At 49.0% G+C, this 25,928-nt stretch carries 23 protein-coding genes; 6 read left to right on the top strand and 17 right to left on the bottom strand.

Annotated elements, in window-relative coordinates:
• Window positions 1-122: 122 nt before the first annotated feature.
• On the bottom strand, window positions 123-668 hold the full coding sequence (gmhB, locus tag MHM93_RS04825) for a D-glycero-beta-D-manno-heptose 1,7-bisphosphate 7-phosphatase (RefSeq protein ID WP_239448214.1): 546 nt from the start codon (window positions 666-668) through the stop codon (window positions 123-125).
• Window positions 665-1,696, bottom strand: a complete 1,032-nt coding sequence (locus MHM93_RS04830) for a glycosyltransferase family 9 protein (protein ID WP_239448349.1) — start codon at window positions 1,694-1,696, stop codon at window positions 665-667. Before MHM93_RS04830 ends, gmhB begins: the two co-directional genes overlap by 4 nt.
• A gap of 148 nt (window positions 1,697-1,844) precedes the next feature.
• On the opposite strand from MHM93_RS04830, the gene MHM93_RS04835 reads away from it, so the two are divergent.
• Complete coding sequence (locus MHM93_RS04835; RefSeq protein WP_239448215.1) at window positions 1,845-2,570, top strand: 3-deoxy-D-manno-octulosonic acid kinase; 726 nt, start codon at window positions 1,845-1,847, stop codon at window positions 2,568-2,570.
• Here MHM93_RS04835 and MHM93_RS04840 read toward each other — a convergent pair.
• Window positions 2,565-3,674 (bottom strand): glycosyltransferase family 1 protein, encoded by a 1,110-nt coding sequence (locus tag MHM93_RS04840; RefSeq protein ID WP_239448216.1) that lies wholly within the window; start codon window positions 3,672-3,674, stop codon window positions 2,565-2,567. The genes MHM93_RS04835 and MHM93_RS04840 overlap by 6 nt on opposite strands.
• 179 nt (window positions 3,675-3,853) lie before the next feature.
• Between MHM93_RS04840 and MHM93_RS04845 the strand changes: the two genes are divergently transcribed.
• Window positions 3,854-5,413, top strand: coding sequence for a capsule assembly Wzi family protein (locus MHM93_RS04845; protein WP_239448217.1), 1,560 nt, complete (start codon window positions 3,854-3,856; stop codon window positions 5,411-5,413).
• A 36-nt stretch (window positions 5,414-5,449) separates the two neighbouring features.
• Here the strand turns inward: MHM93_RS04845 and hldE are convergent, their stop codons facing one another.
• Together hldE and MHM93_RS04855 are read right to left on the bottom strand one after the other, a co-directional pair.
• Complete coding sequence (hldE, locus tag MHM93_RS04850) at window positions 5,450-6,895, bottom strand: bifunctional D-glycero-beta-D-manno-heptose-7-phosphate kinase/D-glycero-beta-D-manno-heptose 1-phosphate adenylyltransferase HldE (RefSeq protein WP_022946493.1); 1,446 nt, start codon at window positions 6,893-6,895, stop codon at window positions 5,450-5,452.
• A gap of 5 nt (window positions 6,896-6,900) precedes the next feature.
• Window positions 6,901-7,485, bottom strand: a complete 585-nt coding sequence (locus MHM93_RS04855; RefSeq protein WP_239448218.1) for an SIS domain-containing protein — start codon at window positions 7,483-7,485, stop codon at window positions 6,901-6,903.
• 134 nt (window positions 7,486-7,619) lie between these two features.
• On the opposite strand from MHM93_RS04855, the gene waaA reads away from it, so the two are divergent.
• Together waaA and MHM93_RS04865 are read left to right on the top strand one after the other, a co-directional pair.
• Window positions 7,620-8,882, top strand: a complete 1,263-nt coding sequence (gene waaA, locus MHM93_RS04860; RefSeq protein WP_239448350.1) for a lipid IV(A) 3-deoxy-D-manno-octulosonic acid transferase — start codon at window positions 7,620-7,622, stop codon at window positions 8,880-8,882.
• The gene (locus MHM93_RS04865) at window positions 8,875-9,423 is read left to right on the top strand and encodes a DUF1415 domain-containing protein (RefSeq protein ID WP_239448219.1); all 549 of its coding nucleotides are present in this window, start codon (window positions 8,875-8,877) and stop codon (window positions 9,421-9,423) included. The genes waaA and MHM93_RS04865 overlap by 8 nt, the downstream gene beginning before the upstream one ends.
• Here the strand turns inward: MHM93_RS04865 and MHM93_RS04870 are convergent.
• From MHM93_RS04870 to proB, 6 genes are all read right to left on the bottom strand, one after another.
• Window positions 9,404-10,174: a MipA/OmpV family protein gene (locus tag MHM93_RS04870; RefSeq protein ID WP_239448220.1), complete on the bottom strand. Its 771-nt coding sequence runs from the start codon at window positions 10,172-10,174 to the stop codon at window positions 9,404-9,406. The two genes, MHM93_RS04865 and MHM93_RS04870, sit on opposite strands and share 20 nt — an antisense overlap.
• Window positions 10,175-10,305: 131 nt before the next feature.
• The gene (locus MHM93_RS04875) at window positions 10,306-11,004 is read right to left on the bottom strand and encodes a DUF3581 family protein (RefSeq protein WP_022946498.1); all 699 of its coding nucleotides are present in this window, start codon (window positions 11,002-11,004) and stop codon (window positions 10,306-10,308) included.
• Window positions 11,005-11,144: 140 nt separating this feature from the next.
• Complete coding sequence (gene gltX / locus MHM93_RS04880; protein WP_239448221.1) at window positions 11,145-12,635, bottom strand: glutamate--tRNA ligase; 1,491 nt, start codon at window positions 12,633-12,635, stop codon at window positions 11,145-11,147.
• 116 nt (window positions 12,636-12,751) lie between these two features.
• A complete protein-coding gene (locus MHM93_RS04885; protein WP_022946500.1) occupies window positions 12,752-13,111 on the bottom strand; it encodes a glutaredoxin in 360 nt (119 codons plus the stop codon).
• A 54-nt stretch (window positions 13,112-13,165) separates the two neighbouring features.
• Entirely contained in the window at window positions 13,166-14,155 is a 990-nt protein-coding gene (locus MHM93_RS04890) for a GGDEF domain-containing protein (protein ID WP_239448222.1), read from the bottom strand.
• Between the two features lie 84 nt (window positions 14,156-14,239).
• Window positions 14,240-15,346: a glutamate 5-kinase gene (proB, locus tag MHM93_RS04895; RefSeq protein WP_239448223.1), complete on the bottom strand. Its 1,107-nt coding sequence runs from the start codon at window positions 15,344-15,346 to the stop codon at window positions 14,240-14,242.
• Between the two features lie 122 nt (window positions 15,347-15,468).
• Between proB and MHM93_RS04900 the strand changes: the two genes are divergently transcribed.
• A complete protein-coding gene (locus tag MHM93_RS04900; RefSeq protein WP_045979711.1) occupies window positions 15,469-16,413 on the top strand; it encodes a DMT family transporter in 945 nt (314 codons plus the stop codon).
• Here the strand turns inward: MHM93_RS04900 and MHM93_RS04905 are convergent.
• From MHM93_RS04905 to MHM93_RS04930, 6 genes are all read right to left on the bottom strand, one after another.
• Window positions 16,317-16,910, bottom strand: coding sequence for a class GN sortase (locus MHM93_RS04905; RefSeq protein ID WP_239448224.1), 594 nt, complete (start codon window positions 16,908-16,910; stop codon window positions 16,317-16,319). The genes MHM93_RS04900 and MHM93_RS04905 overlap by 97 nt on opposite strands.
• Window positions 16,903-18,978 (bottom strand): marine proteobacterial sortase target protein, encoded by a 2,076-nt coding sequence (locus MHM93_RS04910; RefSeq protein ID WP_239448225.1) that lies wholly within the window; start codon window positions 18,976-18,978, stop codon window positions 16,903-16,905. Before MHM93_RS04910 ends, MHM93_RS04905 begins: the two co-directional genes overlap by 8 nt.
• 28 nt (window positions 18,979-19,006) lie before the next feature.
• Entirely contained in the window at window positions 19,007-19,723 is a 717-nt protein-coding gene (gene pdsO / locus MHM93_RS04915) for a sortase-associated OmpA-like protein PdsO (protein ID WP_239448226.1), read from the bottom strand.
• 175 nt (window positions 19,724-19,898) lie between these two features.
• Window positions 19,899-20,756 carry a glutamate racemase gene (gene murI, locus MHM93_RS04920; RefSeq protein ID WP_239448227.1) on the bottom strand — a complete coding sequence of 286 codons (858 nt, stop codon included), beginning with the start codon at window positions 20,754-20,756 and terminating at the stop codon, window positions 19,899-19,901.
• Between the two features lie 33 nt (window positions 20,757-20,789).
• The gene (locus MHM93_RS04925) at window positions 20,790-21,068 is read right to left on the bottom strand and encodes a hypothetical protein (RefSeq protein WP_239448228.1); all 279 of its coding nucleotides are present in this window, start codon (window positions 21,066-21,068) and stop codon (window positions 20,790-20,792) included.
• A gap of 107 nt (window positions 21,069-21,175) precedes the next feature.
• Window positions 21,176-24,052 (bottom strand): M14 family metallopeptidase, encoded by a 2,877-nt coding sequence (locus MHM93_RS04930; protein ID WP_239448229.1) that lies wholly within the window; start codon window positions 24,050-24,052, stop codon window positions 21,176-21,178.
• A 256-nt stretch (window positions 24,053-24,308) separates the two neighbouring features.
• On the opposite strand from MHM93_RS04930, the gene MHM93_RS04935 reads away from it, so the two are divergent.
• A complete protein-coding gene (locus MHM93_RS04935) occupies window positions 24,309-25,862 on the top strand; it encodes a BCCT family transporter (RefSeq protein WP_343224153.1) in 1,554 nt (517 codons plus the stop codon).
• Window positions 25,863-25,928 lie beyond the last annotated feature (66 nt).

The raw sequence follows: 25,928 nt of genomic DNA on the forward strand, positions 1-25,928 counted from the left end.
TAGGTTCGCTTGTTAAACAAAGTTAGGGGTATTGTAAAAGGTTACACGTACAATTGCATTGTTTGTACACGCGGTTGGACCACAGCACAGCGTGGTAACCCATCCCGGATGTAAAGATTCCCTCACAGCAGTGCAGGCACATCAGCGAGCGTGTCGCAGGTGTAATCGGCATCACTTTGCGCCTTTTGGTCAAACTTTTGGCCGCTACGCACCAACACTTTAGTGCCAATGCCACAGCGCTGTGCAGCTTGGATATCGCCATGTTTGTCACCGACCATGACACAGTGTTCGGGGTCGAGGTTAAACACAGCAATGCCGCGTTGCAACATGCCCGGTTCAGGCTTGCGACAGGCACACTGCTGGCGGTAGTCGCCTATCCCCTTAGTGGGGTGATGAGGACAGTAATACACCTCATCAATGCGCACATCGTGCTGTAAAAACTGCTCTTTCATCCAGGTAGTAAGTTCAGCAAATTGTTGTTCACTGTAATAGCCACGGGCAATACCCGATTGATTCGTGACAATAATCAGTCGATAGCCACGCTGTTGAAAACTGCGACAAGCAGCAAACACGCCCGCAATAAACTCAAAATCTTCGGGCTTGTGGACATAGGCATGGTCAACATTAATAACGCCATCGCGGTCTAAAAAAACGGCTTTATTGCTCATAATCGGTGCTCGTGTACAACTTTATCAAACATCGCGGTCACAGCTTCAACACTAATGCGATGCATTAGCTCACCTTTAACCCGCGTGCCCCAAGGTAACTGCTCAGCAGGCTTACCATGCTGCTCTTTAACCGCGTCAAAATAGCTTTCCACTACGTACTGCTGCGATAGGTAGGGCCCGGTGCGCTTCGGGTTTGAGTGCGCATATAAGCCAATAACAGGTGTGCCTTGAGTCGTTGCCATATGCGCCGGACCGGTATCGGGAGCCAGTACCACAGTGGCCAAAGCCAACACGCAGGTCAGCTCTTTAAGCGAGGTTTGGCCCACCAAATTATTCACCTCAAAATCGCACTGACTGATAATATCAGCGGCTAAAGCGCGCTCCATGTCGGTCGGGCCGCCAGTGAGTGCCACCTTGAAACCTTTACTCGCCGCATACTTGGCAACAGCAGCATAACGCTCGGGTAGCCAATTACGCTCTGCTTTACTTGCCGCAGGGCTTATCACCAATAACGGATCGCCATTGTCGCCCACCAGCTCAACGGCTTTGGCTTTATCTGCCCCGCTCAAGGGCAACTGCCACTGCGGGGTAAAATCTTGCACCCCTAATTGCTCGGCAAATTGCATAAAGCCTTCGAGCACATGAGGTTCACTCTTAGCGTCGATGCGTTTATTAATGAATAAGCTGTGCAGTTCTTTTGAGCGTGCTTTATCGAAGCCGATTTTCACCTTAGCTGGAATGCAACGGCTAACCAAGCCCGCTCTAAAAGCCACTTGCATGTTCAATAACACGTCAAAGCGCAGGCCTTTGAAGCGTTGCTTTAAGGCTTTAAAAGCTGCCCTTCCCTGCTTTTTATCAAACACCACAAGCTCTACCCCCGGCAATCCTTGCAACAGCATGGCCTCAACCTTGCCAATCACCCAGGTAATCTTGGCATTAGGGTGCACTTTTTGAATAGCTTGTACGGCACTGACGGCATGACACACATCGCCAATCGCAGACAAACGAAGGATACAAATGGATTGCATAGACTCTAGTGGCACGCGGTATTTCCTAATAGCAATTAATCTTCGCAAATGGTAAAGCAACCCCAGCGCAATGCAAGCGTGAAGCGGTTTAACCTGACTCCAAAAGCAGCTACACTAGCGCCATTATTTTGTTTGCCTTGTAACACTCATGCATACTCGTCCACTTTCTTTCAAGCACACGCTATTAACGTACAAATACCCAGCGCAATCTGTGCAGGAAAATTGGTTCGAGCCGACGTTTTGGTTAAAGCAAAATAAGGTCTATGCACAAAAAAGCGGCCGAGCAACCACCTATTTTTTCGAACATCAGGATTTACGGGCAGTGCTTCGCCACTACTGGCGCGGCGGATTAATCGGTAAGGTACTGAGCGATCAGTATTTTTATACTGGTTTAGCCAACACCCGAGTATACAAAGAGTTCACCCTCACCTGCCAACTTCATGAACAAGGCCTGCCTGTAGTTGAACCCATAGCTGCCATGATTCGCCGCAACGGCTTAATTTACCGAGGCGACATTATCACCCGGGCACTACCAGGGGCGCAAAGTTTGTGTGAAAAGCTAGTTGCCGCGCCCCTAGAAGATACGCTGATAAGCCATATCGGCACCACCCTTGCGCGATTCCATCAAGCCGGGGTGTATCATGCCGATTTAAATATTAATAATATTTTGTTTGGCGCTGACAACCAGGCCCATGTTATCGATTTTGATCGTGGCGAGCTGCGCATTCCCAAGCAACAATGGCAGCAGCAGAATATCGCCCGCTTGCAACGTAGTTTCGCTAAAGAAGCCGCTCGACAGCCCACTTTTCACTGGCAAGAACACCATTGGCAACGCTTAGAGCAAGCTTACCTCGATACCCTAAACGCTCTATAACGCCAATAACTCTTGAAATTGCTTGGCAATGAAATCTTGGCTATGCAATTGCGCACGCCCCTGCAAAGCGTTTTGTATGCTTGCCCACTGCTGTTCATCATTGAGCAGTGCTACAGCTTGTGCAGTCAGCGTGTTACGGTTTAACGGCGCAGCATGCACTAACCCCTGTGCAGAGCACATTGCTAGGCGCTTAGGCTGATCTTTAGAAACGGGCGCGGCAACACAAGGGAGCTGCAAAGCAATCGCTTGTAATAAAGCATCGCCGGCACTCAGCAGACCCATTTTGGCATTAGCCAGTAAAGCAATAAACTCAGCATTACTCAAGCCACCGACAACATGCACCAAGGGTTCGCTCGATACTGGCAAAGCGTCAGGGTAATTAGCCCCAAATACGACCACCGTTGGGATATTTAAGCGCTCACTTAACTCTTGTGCAGCCTTATAAAACACGTCGGCACAGACTCCTTGCTCACTCAAGTGCCCGCCTGAGCCGGCGTTAACAACAACGTATTGACCCGCTTGAACCCCTCTATCGGCCATTGCTTGTCGCGTTGATTGAGCATCAGGGAGCGCAAAGTAAGGACCGATGTTGATTGGCTCAACTAAGTTGAAACAACGAATTTTCAGGCGTTCCAACCAACTTAGTGGTTCGATGCAAAAGTCTGGCTGCACCACCCAGTGCTTATCAATACAATCAACGCGATTGAGCTTGAGCCCTTTGGCGCGCTTTTTAGCGTGCTGAGAAATAAACACAACCTGGGCTCCCGCTGCTCGGGCACTGCGCATCTGCGATGCTCTTCCAGCACAATCAAAAATCACGACATCGGGTTTATAATCTTGGATTAACGCACACACACGCGTATTTTCTTTTGTCGGCGACTGCGCCAGTAAGGTGGTATTGAAGGGACAGGTACTGGCGTACTTGGTGTGCTGATTAAGAGCAAAATGCACATCAATAGCATCCGCGTAGCGCTGCTTTAAACTCAGGGCTAGGGTTAGAGAACGTATATATTCGCCGATACCTTCAGTGGATGAGACCGGAATGAATAGCAGCCGTTTTACACTTGTTGGTGCTATTGGGCTAATGCGCTCGGAATGTTCCATTTACTCCACATTCTGGCTTGCGTTAATCGCCTCATTATATAGGGGGTTGATGTAGTTTTCGATACCCTCACGGTCGCTGTATTGAATATTTAATAAATTATCAAAGCGTATTTCAACTGCTGCAAACTCACTATTAGCTTGGTAGACTACCCGCTCGTTTTGTATTAGGGACTAATAACGTGCGCTTCTCTACTTCTTCATTATGCACTTTTTTGTGTTTAGTTAGTTCTTCAGTTTTTGCTGAGCCTTGGGTTAAGCCCGATGATTATGGTCTTCGTGCAGATATCCAACGCCTTGCCGATGCCGGTGTAATCTCAGCCCCGGTAACCACATTTCCACTTATGTGGAATAGCTTTATCGACGAGTTGCGCGCGGCACCGGTTGCGTCATTAAGTGCTGAGCTTCAAGATGCGGCACTGCGTGTGCGTCACCGCTTTGAATCCGAAAATGGCCAACCTCACAACTTTCAAGTGCATAGCTTTAAAGCCACCGATCCCCGTGCAGTCACCAGTTTTGGGATGAGCCACTCTCAGCAAACAGAAATGCTTGCAAGTTACAGCTACTTGGGAGAGAACTTTGCGGCAAAACTAGCCGTTAATCACCGCGAAGACGGACGTAATTGTTATGTCAAAGATAAAGGCCAAGCGGATATCGTGACCAATGAGCAAGCGCTCGAGCAATGTGATGACACGACTTTGGATCACAGTTATATCGCTTATCGTTTAGGAAACTGGATATTTCGTGCCGGTGCGGTTGAACAGTTTTGGGGGCCGGGTATTGATAACAGCTTGATTATGTCCACCAACGCCAAGCCGCTACCAGCGATTAGTGTGAGCCGTGAAAAGGCCACCGCATTTGAGACGCCGTGGCTAAGTTGGATTGGTCCTTGGTCATTTACCGCACAGATGGCGCAACTTGAGTCAACACGGGTCGAGCCTGATGCGATGCTATGGAGCACCCGCGTTAATTTCCGCCCGCTACAACAACTTGAAGTCGCTTTATCGTGGTCAGCGCAATGGGCAGGTGAAGGCCAGCCAAGCTCCTTAGGAGACTTTGTTGATATGATCTTAGGTAAAACCGAATGTGCAAATGGCGCTGACAGCTGTACCTCTGAGCAGGAGACCAAACTCGGTAACCAACTTGCCGGGCTCGATGTGCGTTGGTCGGACACGCTTTTTTCTCAGCCTTATGCTTTATATGTAAGCACAATTGGCGAAGATGCGAGCAGTTACTTTAAACCGGCAGACAGAGCCTATGTCTTTGGCGCCCAAACCAGCGCATATGCATTCGCGCAAAACCTGACTTTTAACCTGGAATATATCGATACTGGCGTCAGCTGTGCCGCCGAAGCACCGGATATTGAGAACTGCTATTATGAGCACTCTATTTATCTATCCGGCTATCGTTATCAGGGACGGACTATTGGCTCGGCTTACGATAACGACACGCAATCTTGGGTATTTACTGTTTTAGGCCAACAAAGTAATGGTCATGACTGGCAAGTCAAGTTGCGCCAAATCGACTTTAACAGTGACAACAGCGATCGTTACCCCAACAACCCTGACCTTGGTCATAACATTACCAAAACACCGATTGATAGCCAGCAGCTGGAAGCTCGCTATCGCTTTTTAGCGATGAAAGGACGTTTCACTGTGGGTGGCGTTATTGCTAACAATGATACCGTTGAGGGCTCAGAAACAGACACCAGCGCATACCTAAAGTTTGAATACAACTTTTAAACCTTACTCATCAAAAAAGGAGCCGTAGCTCCTTTTTTACTGTCCTTTTTTAATTCGCTCTATCACATTGGAAGTTGAGCAACCATCGAGGAACTCCAGCACTTCAACATGGCCGCCATGGCGCAGCACATGTTCGGCCCCTGCAATTTCTTCTACTTTGTAGTCTCCGCCCTTGACTAAGATATCCGGGCTGATTTGCTCAATCAGTTTTGCTGGCGTGTCGCCCTCATGCTCTTTGCCGAAAGGGATCACCCAGTCCACAGAGTTCAGTGCACTCAATACCATGGCCCGCTCAGCTAAAGGATTGATAGGACGTTCAGGCCCTTTCAGCCGAGCAATGGAGTCATCGGTATTTAAGCCAACAACGAGCCTGTCTCCCATCGCTTTCGCTTGTGCCAAATAGCGCACATGACCGGCGTGGAGGATATCGAAGCAACCATTGGTGAATACAATTTTCTCACCATTTTGTTTCGCAAACTCAATATGCTGGATTACGGATTCAAAAGGCGTTTGGTAATGCTCGCCATTCGCACGCAGGTACTGACCTAGTTTTGCACTGAGTTCCTCAGGCGACACGGTAGCCGCACCTAGCTTACTCACAGCAATACCCGCTGCTAAATTGGCCAGCTCTACCGCATCAGAATCTGGCATTCCTGCCCCGAGCATCACCGCTAAAGTTGCGATTACGGTATCGCCAGCGCCTGTGACATCACTCACTTCTTGCACTTGTGCGGGATAGTCGTGTTTAGCGCTAGCACTAATCAGCGACATACCTTGTTCTGAGCGAGTCAGCAACATCGCGCCAATTCCCGCCTCTTTTATTAATGCCCGCGCCGTATCAGTCAATGCCTGCTCGCTGCTGGCATCGCCACCGGCGAGCTTAAACTCATTTAAATTAGGCGTGATGTAGTCGGCACCACGGTATAAACCTAACTGCGGCGACTTAGGGTCCACCAATACGGTTTTTCCCGCGTCTTTGGCCACCCGGATCATGGCCTCAATGAGCGTCAATGAGCCTTTGTTGTAATCTGAGAAAACAATGAAATCATAGTCACCCACCACACGCTCTAAACGATTCAACAATAACTGCGAATGCTCTTTAGAAAACTGTTCTTCCTGGTCTAGGCGCACCACTTGTTGGTGTCGACTAATCACCCTGAGCTTGGCTATCGTCGGCAATTCCACGGCATGGACTAACTGTGAGTCAATGTGTTCATCAGCAAGAATGCGCTCTAGAATTTGACCACTTTCATCCTCACCAATAAGCCCTAGCAGGCCTACCTGACCATCAAGGCGCGCGATATTCTTGGCAACATTGGCAGCGCCACCGGCTTTGTCTTCAAGCTGGTTCACCTTGACCACCGGTACCGGCGCTTCAGGGGAAATACGCCCGGAGTCACCATGCCAGTATCGGTCAAGCATGACATCCCCAACCACCAAGACCTTGGCATTGTGCAGCTGTTTTAACAGACCTAAATCCATGTTGCTTACTCCGCCACTAGCATATCTAGGGCTTCACACAACCAGTGGCCGATAAACATATGGGCTTCTTGGGTACGCGCTGTCTCATCATTGCTGATGATAATGGGAAGTTTAGCAATATCTTTAACGGTGCCGCCTTCACGGCCAGTCAAAGCCACGGTATAAGCACCGATGTCGTTGGCCGCTTGGAGCGCAAGATTGATGTTGGCGCTGGTTCCCGAAGTCGTCAGGCCAATCACTAAATCCTGTGGTTTACACAACGCCTGAACTTGACGCTCAAATACAGTATCAAAATGATAGTCGTTAGAGTGCGCGGTTAAAATGGAAGTATCCGTTGTCAGGGCAATGGATGCCAGTGGCCCGCGCTCTTTTTTATAGCGCACCACAAACTCTGCAGCAAGATGCTGTGCATCTGCGGCGCTGCCACCATTACCGAACCAGATCACCTTACCACCAGCAGCTAGTGCCTGATGACAGGCGCTCAACAATTGCGATACTTGCGGTTGGTATTGTTCCATGGTGTCGAATAGTGCGCGGTGGCGCGCAAGGCTATCGAGGTAAGTGTTGGCGGCGTTGTCAATATTAGCCATAAAGCGTCCTCATTCACGGGTTTATCGGCATTATTCCAAAGAGTACTGATAAATGCACGTTTTTGTCAGCCAAGCTTTGGCTTGCCCTATTGCCTGCGGTACACTTTAGTCGAATTTCACAATTAGGCTTTATCGTGTTTGCCCGTTTTCTTTATTCGCTTGTTTTAGTACTACTGATCCCCATAGCCTGGGTATACCTATATTATTTGCGTGGTCGTAAAAACCCTGGTTATCGCCAACACTTTGGCGAGCGCTTTGGCTACGCTCAGGCCACTGGCGATATTATTTTGCATTGCGCCTCAGTCGGTGAAGTGCTTGCCAGCGCACCACTGATAAAAGCCTTGCTCGGTGCCAAGTACCGCTTAATCATTACTTGCAATACCCCCACCGGGCGTGAGCAAATCACTACTTTATTCGCCGACGCCATAAACAAAGAGCGATTAAGCTGCTGCTACTTACCGTTCGATTTGCCTTGGTGTCAACGGCGCTTTATCCGTCGTACACAAGCAAAAGTACTGTCTATAATAGAAACCGAACTGTGGCCGAACTTATTAAAGCAGGCGAAACAAGCAGGTTTAGCAACCGTGATTATTAACGCGCGGCTGTCGGCGAAATCCGCCAACGGATATGCCAAAGTGGCCCCCCTCACTCGGGACATAATGCGCCATATTGATGTGCTTGCCTGCCACCATCATGATGACGCCGAGCGATTTGTTAAGCTGGGTCTAGCCCAGCATAAAGTGCATGTTACCGGCTCCATCAAGTTCGATATCACCGTCAGCGAAAAGCACCAACAACAAGCTCAGCAATTGCGTCACAAGTTCAATAAACCCTTTGTTTGGATTGCCGGCTCCACTCACCCTTGCGAGCCGGAATTACTCCTTCAAGCACACCAGGAATTACTGAAGCAGCAGCCCTCGGCTTTACTGATCATTGCCCCGCGTCATCCGGAGCAATTTGACAATGTTGCCACCGTGCTTAAACAGCAGAATTATGATTTTTGTCGTCGTAGTCACAACGACTACCAAGGGCAGAGCGTCATGCTCGCAGATACCCTAGGAGAGCTGACCATGCTGTATGGCTGCGCTGACCTCGCTTTTATCGGCGGCAGTCTTATCGCGCGCGGCGGACACAATCCATTAGAAGCTTGCGCCCACGCCATTCCAGTTTTAACTGGCCCCCATACTTTCAACTTTGCCCACGTTTACCCAGAGCTCATCAAGCAAGGCGGTGCGCAGCAAGTGCAAGCCGATAACTTAGCAGCACAACTGATTGCACTCAGCGAAGACCCTCATAAGCGCCAACAAATGGGCGCGATAGGTCTTAATGTAGTGAAGAAAAACCAAGGGGCGATAGCGAAAACATTGGCGATTATAGAGGAATACACTGATGTCTAACTGTGTTGCAGCCATGCGTGAATGGGTCAGTGCGGTCATTGTTAAATACAACTTTTGCCCGTTTGCTCGCAAAGAAGTCGAAAGCCAACGCATTCATTATCATCCCAGTGATGCCGTTAGCGTTGATGAGGCGGTGCTTGACACCCTAGAGCAGTGTCGTGTGCTTGATAACGATAGCGACATTGAAACCACCTTGGTGATTTTTGCTAAGGGTTTTAACGACTTTGATGATTTTCTCGAGCTGATAGATTTAGCCAATGCCTTATTAGTCGCACAGGGATTTGAGGGCACCTATCAATTAGCCCACTTTCATCCTCACTATGTGTTTGCTGACGCCGAGCCTGAGGATGCCGCAAATTACACTAATCGCGCGCCCTACCCGGCCTTACATATTATTCGCGAACACAGTATGGAGCAGGCACTCGCACAGTACGATGACCCTGAAAGTATTCCCGAAAACAACATTCGTTTGGCTCGGCGTAAAGGTAGCCGTTTTTGGCAGCAACTGTTGCAACACTGCACTAACGCAACCGATAAGTAAAAAAGACCATTAACTGGTGCGTATAATGTCTCGATACTAAGGGGCTGTGATAAATTTCATCGTCCCAGAATTCGCTTCGGTAAGCGGCTACTGCCTGCCATTGCGGTGCGAATTGATAACTCAGGGCAATACGTGCAAAAGGGTTGATAGCGCCTTGGGAGTGATACTGCGTGCGACCATACTGTGGGGCAGCTTGCACCTTACTTACACCATAAAAGTGTTGGGTATAATCTTCACTGAGCAACCGAACTCCGAATCTTGTGTGTACCCGGAGCTTGTCACTCAACTCCCAAGGAGACAGCGTGCAGGAAACGTTTGCCGCCAGCGAACTGGATTCATTGCTAATATCTTGGGCAAAACGGGCCGAGAAGCCATGATAGTTGAGCGCCATGGTTGCGACCAGCTCGCCACTAGGGTCGTCATAAGAGGTGAATACAGGGTCGTCAGAAAGGTCGCTTTTATATAACAAAACACTGTCGTAGCTGGGATCGCGAAAGTTAAGACCCATATCAATACCGACTTGACTATCCAACACGCGGTAGCTCACCAACCCTTGGTCAACACCAAAGCGCCAACGTCCATATTGAGCACTTACAAACGGCAGTGACTGATGTTGTGTTGCCATTCCAGCCCAAGGGGTTGTGATAATGGCTCCGCCAGCACCGAGGGTGACCTGCCATTGAGTAGACTGCTCAGCCTGGGCCTGCACGGCGACTAACAAGAACCATGCAACGTTCAATACTTTTTTCATTGTTCGTATCCTGTGATGTGATTGAAATGTCACTGTAAAGAGCAACATCCCATTCGACCTGTGCCAAATGTCACTGGATGCGAAAAAAGACAAAAAAAAGCGCCTTCAGGCGCTTTTCTATCTGTGCTTTATTACGGTTTCAATGCCGCTTTGCGTTCGTTATAGCCGCGTATCAGTTCATCCACCGTGTCCTGACAATATTCTCGAATCCCCGAGACCAGCATATGCTTTTCTCCACGACCCACGACTTCACCCTGAGCCAGTAAATCAAAGCGCAAAATAATCTTGCCGCGCTTACCTTCGTAGGTAAATACATGCTCGGCTTCGCGCAGTTCAGGAGCTGTTACTGCTAGAGTGTCCATATGAATACTCATTGATTCATAAATGATCATTGGCCGCGCAGGGTTAATCATTACACCTTGCTTTGCCATCAGTGGCACAACCACATGGGGAAAGGCCTTTCCCGAGAATTCAACATAGTTTTTAATCAGCGCATTGGTCAGGGTTTTACATTGGCTGTTTTCGCCCTCACGCTGCACGCTTAGATAGCATTTGTCGCCGTCTTTAATATCGAACTGTGCTTCTCCTTGCGGCATGCTTAGCTTTACACCCTCATCGACCATATTGGCGAAGGTGAAGTGCATTTGCTCATTAATTCCATATTTATCGAGTACCACCGAGAACAGTAAATCCCCAGGCACGCAAAATTTCTTCGCCTCGACATCATGTAACGGGTTGAAGTCATCGGCGACCGCTTTGGCAAATCGACTGCCTTGCTCACGAGAAATGCACACATGGGTACCAAAGTCTTGATAAAACTGCTCTAACATACCTGCTCTGCTTTAGTTCAAAAAAACTGCGGCAGTGTAACAAAATTTACGCATAGAGAGGTCGAATCTGTTGCAATTTATGGAAAAAAGGCACAAAAAAGCCGCAGCATAACAGGCTGCGGCTGTCTTCTCGCCAATGCTTAGTTAAAATCGCGGTAGGCTTTTTCTAGTTTCTTCGCTTGCTTCTTAGATACACCAATGTGCCCTAGCGCTACACGCAACCGTGCTCGCGACATATCAGAGCCAAGAATTTCCATCGCATCGATGACCGATGTAGATGACTTCTTACCCGTAATAGCAACAAAAATAGGCTCTAAAAAGTCTTTGATCTTCAATTCATGGAAGGTCGCCACTTTTTTCGCAATAGCAAAGATCGCTGACTTTTCCCAGGTGCGCAATGTTTCCAACTCCCAAATAAAGAACTGCAGTGCTTGGCGCACCACATCTTCTGGCGCTTTACCATCGGTTAATAGCGCAGGGTCATATTCAGGCATCCCGGCGACAAAATGCCCGGCCAAGTCGACTAAGTCAGAGAGTGTATCAATACGGGTTTTCGCCTCAGGTAATATGCGCTTTAGCGTATTAGCGTTATATTTCCAGTCGACAAAACGCGTAATCAGTTGCTCATCGCTAAACTCTTCACGCAACCAAGTGCCATTCAGCCACTTTAGTTTTTCCACATCGAATACCGGACCACCGAGAGAAACACGTTTCATATCAAAGTGTTCAATCATATCAGCGAGGGTAAACTTTTCTCGCTCATCAGGCATCGACCAACCCATACGACCCAAGTAATTTAGCACCGCCTCAGGAAGGAAGCCCATTTCCTTGTAGTAATTAATAGACGTTGGGTTTTTGCGCTTTGAAAGCTTTGACTTATCAGGGTTACGCAGCAAAGGTAAATGCCCCAATACCGGCGCTTGCCAACCAAAATCTTCATACAGTTTCAGCAGTTTGGGTGCCGAGTTAATCCACTCTTCACCACGGAAAATATGGCTAATCTGCATGTGGTGGTCGTCCACCACGTTAGCTAAGAAGTAAGTAGGGAAACCATCTTGCTTCAATAACACCTGCATATCGACATTTTCCCATGGGATTTCAATCTCACCACGCAAATAGTCATTGAAAGTAAAAGTGCCTTGCTCCGGTATTTTCATGCGGATCACATAAGGCTTACCGGCATCCAGGTTGGCTTGAATTTCTTCTTCGCTCAAAAGTAACCCACGTCCATCGTATTTAGGACGCAAGCCTTCGGCCATTTGCTGCTCACGCATTTGCTCAAGCTCTTCGGCGCTGGCAAAACAATAAAAAGCTTTGCCCTGCTCCACGAGCTGGTGCGCATACTTTTTATAAAGCTCTGAGCGCTCTGACTGACGGTATGGGCCAAACTCACCACCGACATCCGGTCCATGATCCCATTGCAGGCCTAGCCATTGTAGGCTGTCCATGATCGCCTGTTCTGATTCTGCGGTACTGCGCACTTGGTCAGTGTCTTCGATACGCAATACGAATTCACCGCCTTGCTGCTTGGCAAAACAGTAGTTAAACAGGGCAATATAGGCAGTGCCTAGGTGCGGGTCACCCGTAGGTGAAGGGGCAACACGGGTGCGAACACAGGTGTGGTCAGTCATGCTAGCTTCTCTTTCAATTAGCAACAAAAATTTGCTGCAAATGCTAGCACAAAGGGGCAAAACTTCGTAGTGGAAAACGCCGCAATTGCGGCGTTAACGATAAATAGAATGGTTGCTTAAGCGGCTAAATCATCAAGGTAGGCAACAATGTCGGATGATTCATACAACCAGCGCACCTGCTGGTCTTGCTCAATACGTAAACATGGCACTTTTACTTTACCCCCTTGCTCAGCAAGCTCTTGGCGGTAAGTGTCATTGTTTTTAGCGTCCCGCGTTTGTATTTTTAGGCCGTTACGCTTAATCGCGCGGCGTACTTTTACACAAAAAGGACAGGCGTGAAACTGATACAACGCCATATTCGCGGTTTGCGCATCTAACTGCTGCTGCGCTTCAGCAGGACGTTTTTTACTGCGCGGAGTAAAGACAAAATTAAAGAACAAAATAATACGGCCTAGCAACCAACGTACAAACTTCATAAGCACTCTCAAACAGAAAAATTCGGCGCAGAGTTTAGCACGCTCTGAAAGTGGTTAAAATAGCTCCAACATATCGTCGTCTAGATCATCGTCGCCTGCACCCTTGGTGTTATCAGGAATATTTAAGCTATGGAAATCGACCACTTGATTGCGGCCATTATTTTTCGCATTATAAAGGGCTAAGTCGGCTTTATGCACCAGCTCAGGGACCATTGAGGTATCATCAAAAGCACAAAAACCAGTGCTAATAGTCAACCTTTTCACCTGCGGGAAGGTAAAATCTGCCACAGTTGCGCGCAGTCGCTCTAACACTTGCATCGCTTGGTTTTTATTATCGCACAGCAATAGCACGGCGAACTCTTCGCCTCCATAGCGAAACACATAATCCTCACTGCGAAAGCTCTGTTTTAAAATTCGCGCTACGAGAATAATAACCTCATCACCAATCACATGGCCGTAGGTATCATTAACGCGTTTAAAGTGGTCGATATCGAACATGGCAAGATACCATTGGCGCTCAAGTTCATTGTCACGATGATCAGCAAAGCCGTCGCCATTGATGATGTCCATCACCTGTGAGTCAAAAGTTTGCCGGTTAAGCAGTTCAGTGAGTGGGTCTAATCGCGAGCGATACAGTAAATACAGCTGGTTGGCGTAAATATTAAGAATATTAGTGATCACGAAGGGTGAATCATGCGTCAGCGCGAAGTCACTGCTGCTTTGCACAAAACCTATCACTGCACCAAGATGGTAGATAGGAAAGTACACATATTGTCCTTGGCTACCACTAATGCGCATGCGCTCAGCATCAATTTTTGCCACTAACTGCTGCGCTTGTTCATCATTGAGTATTGCTGCTGAGCACCCTGAATAGCTGCATCGTATGCGGCCCTGCGAAGTAAATTGTTTATTCATGTACAGAGCAAAATTGTTATCGGCAAACACCTGACTGAGTATATCAATAAGCGCTGCATCCAACGCACGTTCACTTTGTTGCTGCGTTAGACGAATGATCCATTGATGACCACAGGAGTTACTTTGCATAGGCGCTTGTTTTGCTGCTTGATTCTCCTAAGTGTAGACGAACAAAAAGGGTTATGTGCCCAGTGCAAAATGACAGTGTGCAGGCTAAACACTGTCAGTGAAATTGGTAAAATCATCACGATGCACCAGCATAGCGCCATTACTGTAGCCCAAGGTTTCGACGATAGTTTGCTCTTTATGAGCCAGCAATTGGGCCACAGCCACACTGTCATATCTCGCCACGCCTTTGCCTAAGTTAAGCCCTTGCTCGTCACACAAAGTGATGACATCACCACGACTAAACGGCCCCCTTAATTGCGTTATACCAACCAAAAGCACACTGGCGCCACCTTTTGCTATCGCTGCTGCCGCACCGCTATCGAGCACCACCTTGGCTTTGCTCACCGGCCCTGCTAGCAACCACAGCTTGCGACTGCGCCGAGGTGCTTTTAAGCTCAATACCCGGGTGCCTGTTTGCTGCTGCAAACAATTTATGATGACATTCTGGCCATGTCCTGCACTGATCACCACATCCACGCCACCGTGACGGGCAATACTCGCAGCTTCCAGCTTAGTAGCCATCCCTCCTGTGCCCACGGTGCTGCCTGAGCCTCCTGCTAACGCCTTTACCTGATCATCAATATGGCGGATTTCCGCAATCAGCTCGGCATCGGGGTGGCTGCGCGGATCGGCGGTGAATAATCCAGGCTGATCAGTTAGCAATAACAAGGTATCAGCGCGAGCCAATATGGCTACCTTAGCAGAGAGGTTATCATTATCGCCCACTTTAATTTGTGTGGTTGCGACGGCATCGTTCTCATTGATGATGGGCACCGCTCCCTCTTGCAATATAGCTAGCAACGCATCACGAGCATTGAGGTAGCGCTCACGATTTTCTAAATCTGCTTGTGTCAGTAACATTTGCCCCACGGCAATTGAATAAAGCGCAAATAAGCTTTGCCAGGTATGCAGCAGCTGGCTTTGCCCTATCGCAGCTAACATCTGCTTTTGTGCCAAGGTCTCAGTACCAGGCTGGCGGCCCAATAATTCTCGCCCCGCTGCAATCGCCCCGCTGGTGACGATAATTATACGATGGCCTTGTTGCTTCAATTGCGCGCACTGGCGCACTAAGTCAACCATGTGCGCTTTATCTAGGCCTCGGCCATGATTGGTCAGCACGCTGGTGCCCAACTTAACGACAATAGTTTGCACTTAATTGCTTCACTTTGTGGAAATGATGACTAATTATTACCCTAGGACTAGGCGCACAAACAAGTTAAATTAATTCAAGTGTGCTAGCATCGCCGCAATTTTGCTTAACCCCACGTTTGTTTATGCCTGCAAGCTTATGTTTAATTATTGCCACCTTCTTATGGGGCAGTTCTTTTATCTCGCTAAAGTATGCCATTGGCGTGTACGACCCAGCCGTGGTTATTTTCTTGCGTATGCTCACCACGCTAGCCGTAAGCCTATGCCTGTGGCGTTTTATCACGCGTTTTGATTATCGCCAGGGTGACTGGAAGTACCTAGTGTCGATGAGTTTAGCCGAGCCTTGCCTGTACTTTCTATTCGAAGGCCACGCTATGGAGCACACTTCGGCATCACAAGCAGGGGTGATTGTGTCGTGTTTACCGCTGATTGTCGCTGTACTGGCATTTTTTATGCTCAAGGAGCGTATCAGCCGCGCCATTATTGTCGGCTTTACGCTATGTATCGGTGGCAGTATTTTGCTCACTATGCTCTCTCCAGCCTCTGAGCATGCACCCAACCCCATTGTTGGCAATACCTTGGAGCTACTGGCGATGCTCTGTGCCGCTTATTACACTGTGAGCGTAAAACATCTCGCGGCGCGCTACTCACCGCTGAGCTTAATTGCCTTGCAAGGGCTGGCAGGCTCGCTATTCTTTGCGCCATTTTTGCTTTTTGTAGAAGTGCCGCAGAACCATGACCCCATTGCCTTTGCTCATATCCTTTATTTAGGCACCTTTGTAACCCTGGGCGGCTATGGCATGTATAACTATGCCATCAGTAAAGTATCGGTGCTCACTGCCGCCGCCTACTCAAACTTGATCCCTATCTTTACCCTGCTGCTCTCTGCCATTGTGCTCAGCGAGGTACTGACCCTAGGACAATGGTTAAGCATTGCCGTGGTGTTCGCTGGGGTGATGATAAGCCAACGACATCAGGCAATTGTCGTTGACTTGGAAGAGGAAGAAATCAATGAGGCAGAAACTAACAAGCGCAAATCCGTGCCAGAGGCGGGCGAATTAAAAGGGTAGCACGTCACCAGATGTAAGCCGGGAGCACTGGCCGCTGCGGTCTGCTCCTGGTGCACCACTTGTTTTTGCTCGATGCGATAACTTAATTGACGACCATCAGCGAGCGTTAACACCAGTGTGTCACCCACCTGCACATGGCGTAAAAAAGCAAAGTGGGTATCATTATGCGCAGCAATCACGCTGCTACCATCACTGCCTAATGGGCTCGAGGCCAAAGCATGAGCGGGGCCGAACGCCAAATTTCGGCCGCTGGCTCCAGCCAACACATAGCGCTCAAGCGCTAAGTCCGGCACACTGAGCTTTGCCACTACATGGGTATCAGCGTAATACCAGGGCGCGACAGCGGCGCCTTGGCGTATCAAGCTTTGCTGCCAAGCCCGCTCAATAAGGTGCTGAGCCAACCATGCCTTGGCTTGTACATAGCCCCCTTGAGTAAAGAGCAACAACCCCAGTGCAAACACCCCATATAGGGCGTAACGCCCTCTCTGTTTACCCATGTTGACCTCGCACTTTAAGCCAAGCGGATGCAATCACCATCAGCACCATGCCCAGTAGTACATGCCACAATGACTGACCATCAGTTTGCGCAAAGCGCATAAGACGCTGCCCCTGGGCCACAGGGTTAGGTACTTGCTCATCATGCATTGCTGGGCTTTTAGCTGGCGTTTCATCAACCGCAATAAAGGCGGTGAATGGGCTTAACAGCTGATGCTTTAGCGCTAATTCCAAGACTTGCTCACGCACCGCTTGCTGTTCATTATAAAGTAACAGTGAAGCTATTTGTTGACGCGCCCAGACTCTCGCAATGGCTTCGCTACGCTCATAATTACGCGCACTCTCATGCATTGGCATACTCAGACGTAATGGACCATGTTGCGACGTGGCGTTAATGTGAATATCTTGCTGCTGACTGTCGAGCTTAATTGCAACCATTAACGGCTCGCCAAAATAAAGATCCGGTAACGGTTTTGGCCAGTAGTCTAATTCACCACTGCGCGCCCCAGCGAGATGCAAGTCTCTCAGTGCAGGGTTGGCAAGGCGTGTTATCAATGCCTGCATTTGCGCTTGCACCTCAGAGCCATCACTAATAAAGGTGTAGCTACCACGACCCACTTGCGCAGCGCGGCGCATAAAGTAGCTATTGGGCGCACTGCCGATGCCCACCGTAAATAAACGGCTATCGCCTAATCGCGCTTTGATCAAATCAAACAGCGCTTGCTCATTACTCACGCTACCGTCGGTCAAAAACACCACCTGACGAACAAACCCCGGGTGTTGCTTAGCGTCTAGCGCGTGATGCAGCGCACCGGCTATTTCAGTGCCGCCATCGGCGTCGAGGTTATAAACAAATCGCTCAGCCTCATTGCGGTTAAACTCATTAGCCGCCACGGCACTGGGTCGGAATAAACGCGCCGTAGAGTCAAAGTCGATGATATTGAAGCTGTCATTTTCATTCATGTTGTCCAGCGCATAAAACAGTGCCTGTTTTGCCGCCTGCATGGAGCTGCCATGCATTGAGCCGGAACTGTCAATCACGAAAATGAGCTCTCGCGCTAAACGCTGCTGAGCGCTAAATTCGTCGCTCGGTGGGAGCAGCATTAACAGCCCATAATCACCACTTTGCGCTGTCTGCCTAAAGAAAGCGGCACGTGCTTTGTCGCTTTGCTCCACTTTGGCGCGCAGTACAAAATCGCGGTTCATACTTTCGTCACTCACTAAAAGCTGGTAACGACCAAAGCTAGGATTGCGAATATCCGCCTTATAATGAGGGGTGCGAATGCTGTGCAGTGCGAGGCCAAAATCGATATCTACTTGCAGCTGCAATTTCGGCTGTGTATTGGTTATTGGCTGCTGACCGGTGGCTTGTTGAACAAAGCGCGGGCTCATCCAGCCTGACGCTAACTCTGCTGCCTTACTTGCAGTCGCCCCTGCAGTCGTTTCTAGTTCAGGGCTGCTAAGCGTTGCAACCTTATCAGCCCCATCAAGACGATACTGCCTTGGGTGATAACGCGGTGTGAAGGTCATCGGCAAACGCACGCTGAGCTGGGCATCGCGTAAAGACACCATTTCTTGATACTGCAAGGTAATGCGCACTTGCTCACCGGGGCCAAGATTGGCCAGTCGCGAGGTAAACATATTGGCACGTTGCTGGTTAACTAGAGCCGCACGCTTACCGGCACGTTTAGCCGCTTGATACTGACGCTCCGCCGCTTGTTTCTCAGCAATTTTACCGACAATTTTGCGCTCTCCCACGGTCATAACCATGGCGTGTACCGCACTCTCACTGGGCAACGGAAACACATACTGAGCATTGACCGCAAACGGGTGACGATTGATAAAAGTTTGCGTTACCTCAACATGGTTAATTAACCCAGTAATACGCATTTTTGCTTGGGTATTCAGTAACACTCCGGGCGCTACATGGGCGCCATGGGCATCACTTAAGCGCAGCTGCGCTTTATTGTTTGCATGACTATCATTACTGGCTAAAGCTGGCGAACATAGAAGTAGAGAAAAAAGGCCCACAGCGAGAGCTGTGAGCACTTTGCTAGGACTACTCAACATAATCGGGTCCTCGTGATGATTGGCAAACTTAGTTTTTAGCCATTTGGCTTTGCGTCGCACCACGGGCCGTTAATGTTACGCGACGATCGAAGAAGTTAGTTTCATATTCATTGCCGTTATCGACTAGTTTCTGCTCACCATAGCCTTGAGCATAGAGTTGTTCGCCACTCACGCCTTGGTCAACAAGGTAAGCCTGCACTGCATCAGCACGACGCTGCGATAAACTCAGGTTTGCGCTTTCATCGCCCTGAACATCGGCATAGCCGTTCAAGTTCAGACTCAATTCTGGCTTACGCTTAAGGATTAAAGCGAGCTGGTCGAGCTGTTCGGCGAAATGTGGCTCGATACGCGACGAACCCGAGCGAAATTGCACCGTCATTGCCAGTAAGTTATCAATGCGCGCTTGTTCTAAGCGGTTTTGTTCATTTTCTAATGCGTCGATTTGCGCCGTCAGTGAACGGTTACGGTCTAAGGTGCTACGCAGTTGTTGGTCTGTGTCTTTATATTGACTGAGCATCACTTGTTGTGATTCAACGGTGTTCTCTGCAGCTTCTTTCTCGCCGATGATGCCGCCGATAAATGCGCCTGCGAAAGCGCCAATCGGGCCACCGACTACGGCACCAAGGGTTGCGCCCGTGCCAAGTCCCCATGCAGTTTCTGAGGCCATTTCTTTTTTCTCTTTCGCCATCGCTGGTGCAGCCATTAGGGTCGAAATAAGTGCAGTTGCAAGTAGTTGTTTTTTCATCGTCTTCATCCTTCAATACTTAATTTGGTTGGTGTATTGCAAGCAACAAAGTGGTTGGTGACTGTGCTGTCTTGCTTAGGAGTTATTAAAACAAGACACAGTGGCAACAAAGGGGAGCAAAAAAGGAAAAATGAAGGGCAATTATGGCAATAAAATGGCAAGTCTGAGCGCCAGCTTAAAATGGCAGTGAAATCACCTCTGTAGAGACGTTTTGCGGCCATAAACACCGCAGCTGATGATGAAAATAGTCGGGGCAAGCGGAAGTTGCGAAGCGTGTTTTCCCCACTTCAGAGGCCGGATTGATTGCTTGGCTAGGTAAGCACCGTTGCAGTTGCAGAGCCACCGCTTGCTCGGTGGTCAGCACATCGATGTGTGGGCCATATAGCTTTCGCAAGACAGGAGCAATAAAGGCATAGTGTGTGCAACCCATCACCAAAACATCAGCTCCTTGGTCAATCAAGGGCTGCGCATAGCTGTGCAGCAGTTGCTCCACCTTTTTGCCACTCAGTTGCAATTGCTCTATGGTGCCTGCCAGCTCAGGGCAAGGTTGGAAAATAATACGCCCCGAGCCCGTGCCTTGGCGTTGACACAATTGAATGAATCGTGGCGAAGCCACGGTATTGGGTGTTGCTAACACCCCAACCACCTTGGTTTTACTCAATGATAATGCCGGTTTCACGCCGGGCTCAACACCCACAATAGGCAGCGTGAATTGTGCTCGCAAAGTATCAATGGCTGCCATCGTCGCAGTATTGCAAGCCAAAACAATCGCACTGGCCCCATGCTCGCATAAGTAAGAAGTAATACGCGAGCACCTTGATATCACTTGCTCGGGGCTTTTGTCGCCATAGGGCATAAAGCCACTGTCCGCGACATAGTGAATATCATACTGGGGCAGCAATTGTCGCACCTGTTGGGCAATGGCAAGACCACCCACGCCAGAGTCGAAAATACCGATAGAAGAGTGGATCAAAATAGCGCGCTCAGGGTTACTAAGGCGGCCAAGTGTAGAGCCTTTATGACACAAAGCCAAGCAACAAAAACCGCTTAGTCAGGTATTTAAAGGTTACAGTTGCTTGTCTATAAAGTACTCTTCGACATCATCTTTAATATCGAGGTAATCGTCATTTTCGAGGTCGAGCACGGCTAAGGCCGACACCTCAAAGTACTGCCAATCCTGAGACGGTGAAAACCGCCGCTGTAAATGCACGAAGTTTTCCGCCATTTTCAACGTTGCCATAGTCATACGCAAAGTTTCATCTTGGCAGCTACTAAAAAAGTGGTGATCATGGTGGCGTAAAATAAGCAGGCTGGTGTCTTTTGGTAAGTTCCAGGCACTGGCCAAGTAATAGGAATATACAATAATGGTTACCCAGCACTCACCATCTGGTCCTAGTTGCAGGGCACAAAAAAGCCGAGCATGGTGCTCGGCTTCGTTAAAAACATCCCAGTTTAAAGTTGAATTACCGCATCAGTGCCTAACCCTGGGCCGTAGACAATGGCATTGAGCAGTAACCGTGCGGTGCCTTTGGTGGCGCCACGGAAGTTAGGCATATTGGCAAACATAATCACTTGGCCATTGCCCTTTTTCTCGCGCGTAAGATAGGCGGCATTACTCATTCGCTGCGCCGCTTCAGGCCACAACAAACCACTCATACGCACGTACAAGTCTTGCCCTTGCGGAATGGTCGCCCAGCCAATCATGCGCTGCTCGGCCTTACTATTTTCTTGCAGCACACCGTAGCGCACTACCGCATCAACGCCTTGCTTGGCCATAAACAAAGGCACATCACCGGCCAATACCGGCAACTGCTGATTAACCCCGTAGCTGAGCCAATGTTTTTGATCTGTGCGCCCAGCGACTATCGCCCCAGAAGGCATAAATGCAGCGCTCCAATCATGCCAGCGCTCAAGCTGCTCCTTGTTCAAAGGCTTCACATCGTCGCTTTTATCCCAAGGGAAACGCAATTGTGCAGAAACCTTGTGAGCAGTAATCAAATCAGCATTGGCGATACGCTGTTGCTTGGCTTGCCACTCGCGCATCAGCGCCAGGTCATACTCATCGGCCTTATCAAAACTCTGCTTCAGCAGCGCCACTTTCGAGAAGTCTTCTGCTGTGGCTAATTGCGCAGCCGAGTTGCCATTAACGATTAAGGTGCCGCCCTGCGCGACCCATTTGTCCAAAGCGCTAATGTGGCTTTTCGATAACTCACCATACCAACGACTAGGGACAATGATGACATTGTAGCCACGAAGATCGCTGTAAGAGAGCATCTCTTGGCTTAAATGGCTATGACGAATACCAAGCTCGGTATCAAGCATATGCCACATCGAGCCAATATCACCCGGAGCAATGCCATTTTGGCTAATAAAGGCTATTTTGGGTGCTTTCAATAACTTAAAGTTTTCGCCGCCAATATCGGGTAAGTCTCCTTTACCCAAACCTTGGTCTATGGCGATGGCAGACACGCCGACTTCCTTTGCCACCTTATCCAATAAGGCGCTCAGCTCACCGCTCTCTAGGGTGTTATCATAATTATTGACCACCACTGAGCCTCGGTTGAAGCGGGTGTTGTTAAACATGCCCGGCTTAGCCAATACGCGCACTTTTACGCCCTGCTCAAGTAAGCGCGCGGCAAAGGCCACAGAAGCATCGCTGGCACCATCAACAACATAAGCTATGGCATTATCACGTGATTGCACACCGGCTTCGCTGGGGCGCTGGTACGTGGTGAGATCATCATCAAGGTGCTCAGGTACTTCCAATGCCGGCAGGCCAAACATCATCGATACATTCCACGCGGTGGTGTCATACATAATCGAGCTGCCATCACGCAGGGTCTTTTGTCGCTCCTCCAATAGCACCGCATCATTTAACTCTGCGTCAAACTCCATGATGGTTGCCAGTAACGGCGCATCATACTGGCGATTGGGGATGACAATAGCGCCCTTAGGGATAGTCGCATCAAGCACCTGCCCGAGGTGGTTTTTTGCCTTGCGCACCTTCAGCTCTTCAGTGGTTGCATAATAATCGATGCCTTGCAAATCAAGGATATCCAACAGCTTGTGCAAGCGCGCGGTATTATCCGTCGGAAGAATAACAAAGCTGCGCTCACCATATTTTCCGTCGGGGTCAATATGCCCCAAGCGATTACTGACAAAGTCACGATACATGGCCTTGCTGTGCTGTTGCAGGGTCTTAAGGTTAGCCAAAGAGCTAATATATTGATGGTCAACAGACTCTTTGTAACTACGCACATTGCCATTTTTTAAGCGCACGCCATCTTCTGCGGTACGTGCTTGTTCATATAGAATATGTACCGTTCCTTTGTACTCGGCATAGTTGGAATAACCCGGGTAGAGGTTTTCAAACCACTCGCCGGTGTAATAAGGCCAGTTTTTATCGTCAAAAGCGCTGGCGTGATCGCCGGCAAATACCTTGCTCCATTTACGCGTACTGGTGGGAATATTCACGTTCAGCGGCTCACGCGGCGGGCCCATTAAAAAGGTATCTAAGGCACCCATTTCATGGCCATCGATCATCAGTTGCGGAAACCATTCATTGATGGCTTGTATACGGCCCTTTGATTCTGGATTTACGGCAAAGTAAAAATCGCGATTGAGGTCGAAGTAATAATGGTTAGTCCGTCCAAATGGCCATGAACCGCTGTGCAGCAGTGATTGCGTGTCAAAGTTAGGCGCGGCACTGCGACTTTCTTGCAGGCGTTTAGTAAAACGGGCGCGACCATCGGGGTTCATTAATGGGTCGACCAGTATCACCAAATCGTTTAGGAGCGATTCTATCTCTGAGTCTTGTGAGGCAAGTAATTGGTAAATAAGCGCTAAAGATGCATCGGCACCAGAAGATTCATTGCCATGGATACTGTAGGCCATCCATGCCGTACCTGGAGTCGAATCAATGAGAGTATCTATTTGTGATGATGAGAGCGCGTCCGGTTCACTGAGTTTACTAATATTCGCTTTAATTTCATCAATATTGGCCAGATTCTTTGCTGAGCTAATCATTAAATAATGCAACGGACGCCCTTCATAACTGCGGGCGTATTCAACGACTTTTGCTTTATCACTTTGCTCGGCCCACTTATTTACCAGCTCAGTAATTTGCGCTGGCGTGGCGGTGCGCTGACCCACGTCAAAGCCAAGCACTTCTTTAGCCGGGGTGATATTTTCCGCATATTGCCCTTGATGTAACGCGGGATAGTCGCCACCGGGCACCGACGTGGGTTGCATTAGCACATTGGCATGGGCACTGACCGCAAACACTGCACAGCCCCATGCAGCACTTGCTAATATCCTGTTTATCTTCATAAATTTACCTTTTTATTATGGTTTTACGTCGCTTTCACTATAGCAGCTGCAATCTAAGCCGAGCATTATTTGAGCTAAATAGCATTATGCTGCGATAACCATAAAGCGAGACAGCGCAACAGCAATTGCAGCAAACATTGGCATGATGTTTCTGTGCCACGTTATAATAAGGGCTATACACCATTGGTTTTTGTTACCCACCTAAGCGTGACAAAGGGCAATGAACCTTTGCTAAACGCGTAATTGGGGAAGCACAATCAATTTAACCAGCACTAAATTCAACCGCCTCGGTGTCGACGCACCTCTATTTTTACTCAGCGCCGGATTCATCATCTGCTTTTGCCTTTTTGCCCTGTTCGACCTCAAGACCCTATCGCAGTGGGTTGATGCCAGCTTTGCTTGGTCGGCTAAGTATTTTGGCTTGTACTGGCAGTTGTTGTTATTAGCCACCTTTATCATTGCCATCGCCACTGCCCTGGTGCCCGCAGCCAAACAGCGTATTGGCAACTTAGCGGCCCCGGAGTTTTCGTTATTCCAATGGGGAGCCATGATTATGTGTACCCTGCTCGCGGGCGGTGGTGTATTTTGGGCTGCTGGAGAGCCCATGGCTCACTTCTTATCCATGCCGCCCCAATTTGACCACGTCGCGGCGGCAACCCCAGAGGCGGTGCCCTATGCTTTGGCCCAGTCATACTTGCATTGGGGCTTTCTGGCTTGGGCCATACTCGGTAGTTTAACCACCATTATGCTGATGCATTATCACTATGATAAAGGCTTGCCTTTAGCACCACGTACTTTGCTCTACCCAGTATTTAAAGAAAAAGCCCTGAGTGGGCCCATTGCCGTTATTGCTGATGCCGTGTGTATTGTGGCTGTGGTGGCCGGTACCGTGGGGCCAATCGGCTTTTTAGGCTTACAGGTAAGCTATGGCTTGAATGCGTTATTTGCCATTCCCGATACTACGCTCACCCAAGTCAGCGTGATTGGCGTGCTCACTTTTATTTTCGTGATGTCGGCCGTCTCTGGGGTTACCAAAGGCATTCAGATACTCAGTCGTTTGAACATGTTACTTGCGCTGGTGTTACTGGCATTTATATTGGTTGCGGGAGCCACCTCATTTATTTTCACGAGCTTTTTTAGCGGCCTTATCACCCATTTTAGCCACTTTTTTGATATGGCCTTGTACCGGGGCGAGGCAGGATTATTTAATGATGCCGGCTGGCTTGGTTGGTGGACAGTGTTCTTTTGGGGTTGGTTTTTAGGATACGGCCCGATGATGGCCATTTTTATCGCACGCATTAGTCGTGGCCGCTCTATTCGCGCCATTATTATCATGCTATGTATCGTGGCTCCACTTATTACCATGTTCTGGTTTACCATCGTCGGTGGCACCGGGTTAAGCCTCGAACTAGAACAAGCCGATACTATTTCCAAAGCGTTCGCTGGGTTTAACCTTCCCGCAGCATTAATTGCCATCACTCAGGCCTTGCCGCTAGGCGGGTTAGTGTCTTTACTGTTTTTAATTCTAACCCTGACCTTTGTTGCCACTACGGGGGATTCGATGACCTATGTATTATCGGTATCGACCTCACGTTCAGAGCACCCCGCCGTGCCCATTCGAGTATTTTGGGGTATAGCCATGGGCTTGATGGGCAGTATTTTAATCATCATAGGCTCTGGCGGTATCGACAAACTGCAAGCGTTTATAGTGGTCACCGCCGTGCCAGTCTCTATTATCTTACTGCCCTCGCTATGGGATGCGCCGCGCATTGTATTTGCTCGGGCAAAAAATCCGCCACCCCATACGTAAGGGCCAGTTCAAGGTTGGGGTGTAGCAGTGAGGCGTGAATGACAGTTATCATAGTTTTGACGAACG

The sequence above is a fragment of the Pseudoalteromonas sp. MM17-2 genome (assembly GCF_022347945.1).
GTDB lineage: Bacteria > Pseudomonadota > Gammaproteobacteria > Enterobacterales > Alteromonadaceae > Pseudoalteromonas > Pseudoalteromonas ruthenica.

Coding starts and splice junctions, on each gene's coding strand:
- gmhB (WP_239448214.1), bottom strand. CDS start 668: ATGAGCAATAAAGCCGTTTTTTTAGACCGCGATGGCGTTATTAATGTT.
- MHM93_RS04830 (WP_239448349.1), bottom strand. CDS start 1,696: ATGCAATCCATTTGTATCCTTCGTTTGTCTGCGATTGGCGATGTGTGT.
- MHM93_RS04835 (WP_239448215.1), top strand. CDS start 1,845: ATGCATACTCGTCCACTTTCTTTCAAGCACACGCTATTAACGTACAAA.
- MHM93_RS04840 (WP_239448216.1), bottom strand. CDS start 3,674: ATGGAACATTCCGAGCGCATTAGCCCAATAGCACCAACAAGTGTAAAA.
- hldE (WP_022946493.1), bottom strand. CDS start 6,895: ATGGATTTAGGTCTGTTAAAACAGCTGCACAATGCCAAGGTCTTGGTG.
- MHM93_RS04855 (WP_239448218.1), bottom strand. CDS start 7,485: ATGGCTAATATTGACAACGCCGCCAACACTTACCTCGATAGCCTTGCG.
- MHM93_RS04865 (WP_239448219.1), top strand. CDS start 8,875: ATGTCTAACTGTGTTGCAGCCATGCGTGAATGGGTCAGTGCGGTCATT.
- MHM93_RS04870 (WP_239448220.1), bottom strand. CDS start 10,174: ATGAAAAAAGTATTGAACGTTGCATGGTTCTTGTTAGTCGCCGTGCAG.
- MHM93_RS04875 (WP_022946498.1), bottom strand. CDS start 11,004: ATGTTAGAGCAGTTTTATCAAGACTTTGGTACCCATGTGTGCATTTCT.
- gltX (WP_239448221.1), bottom strand. CDS start 12,635: ATGACTGACCACACCTGTGTTCGCACCCGTGTTGCCCCTTCACCTACG.
- MHM93_RS04885 (WP_022946500.1), bottom strand. CDS start 13,111: ATGAAGTTTGTACGTTGGTTGCTAGGCCGTATTATTTTGTTCTTTAAT.
- MHM93_RS04890 (WP_239448222.1), bottom strand. CDS start 14,155: ATGCAAAGTAACTCCTGTGGTCATCAATGGATCATTCGTCTAACGCAG.
- MHM93_RS04900 (WP_045979711.1), top strand. CDS start 15,469: ATGCCTGCAAGCTTATGTTTAATTATTGCCACCTTCTTATGGGGCAGT.
- MHM93_RS04905 (WP_239448224.1), bottom strand. CDS start 16,910: ATGGGTAAACAGAGAGGGCGTTACGCCCTATATGGGGTGTTTGCACTG.
- MHM93_RS04910 (WP_239448225.1), bottom strand. CDS start 18,978: ATGTTGAGTAGTCCTAGCAAAGTGCTCACAGCTCTCGCTGTGGGCCTT.
- pdsO (WP_239448226.1), bottom strand. CDS start 19,723: ATGAAAAAACAACTACTTGCAACTGCACTTATTTCGACCCTAATGGCT.
- MHM93_RS04930 (WP_239448229.1), bottom strand. CDS start 24,052: ATGAAGATAAACAGGATATTAGCAAGTGCTGCATGGGGCTGTGCAGTG.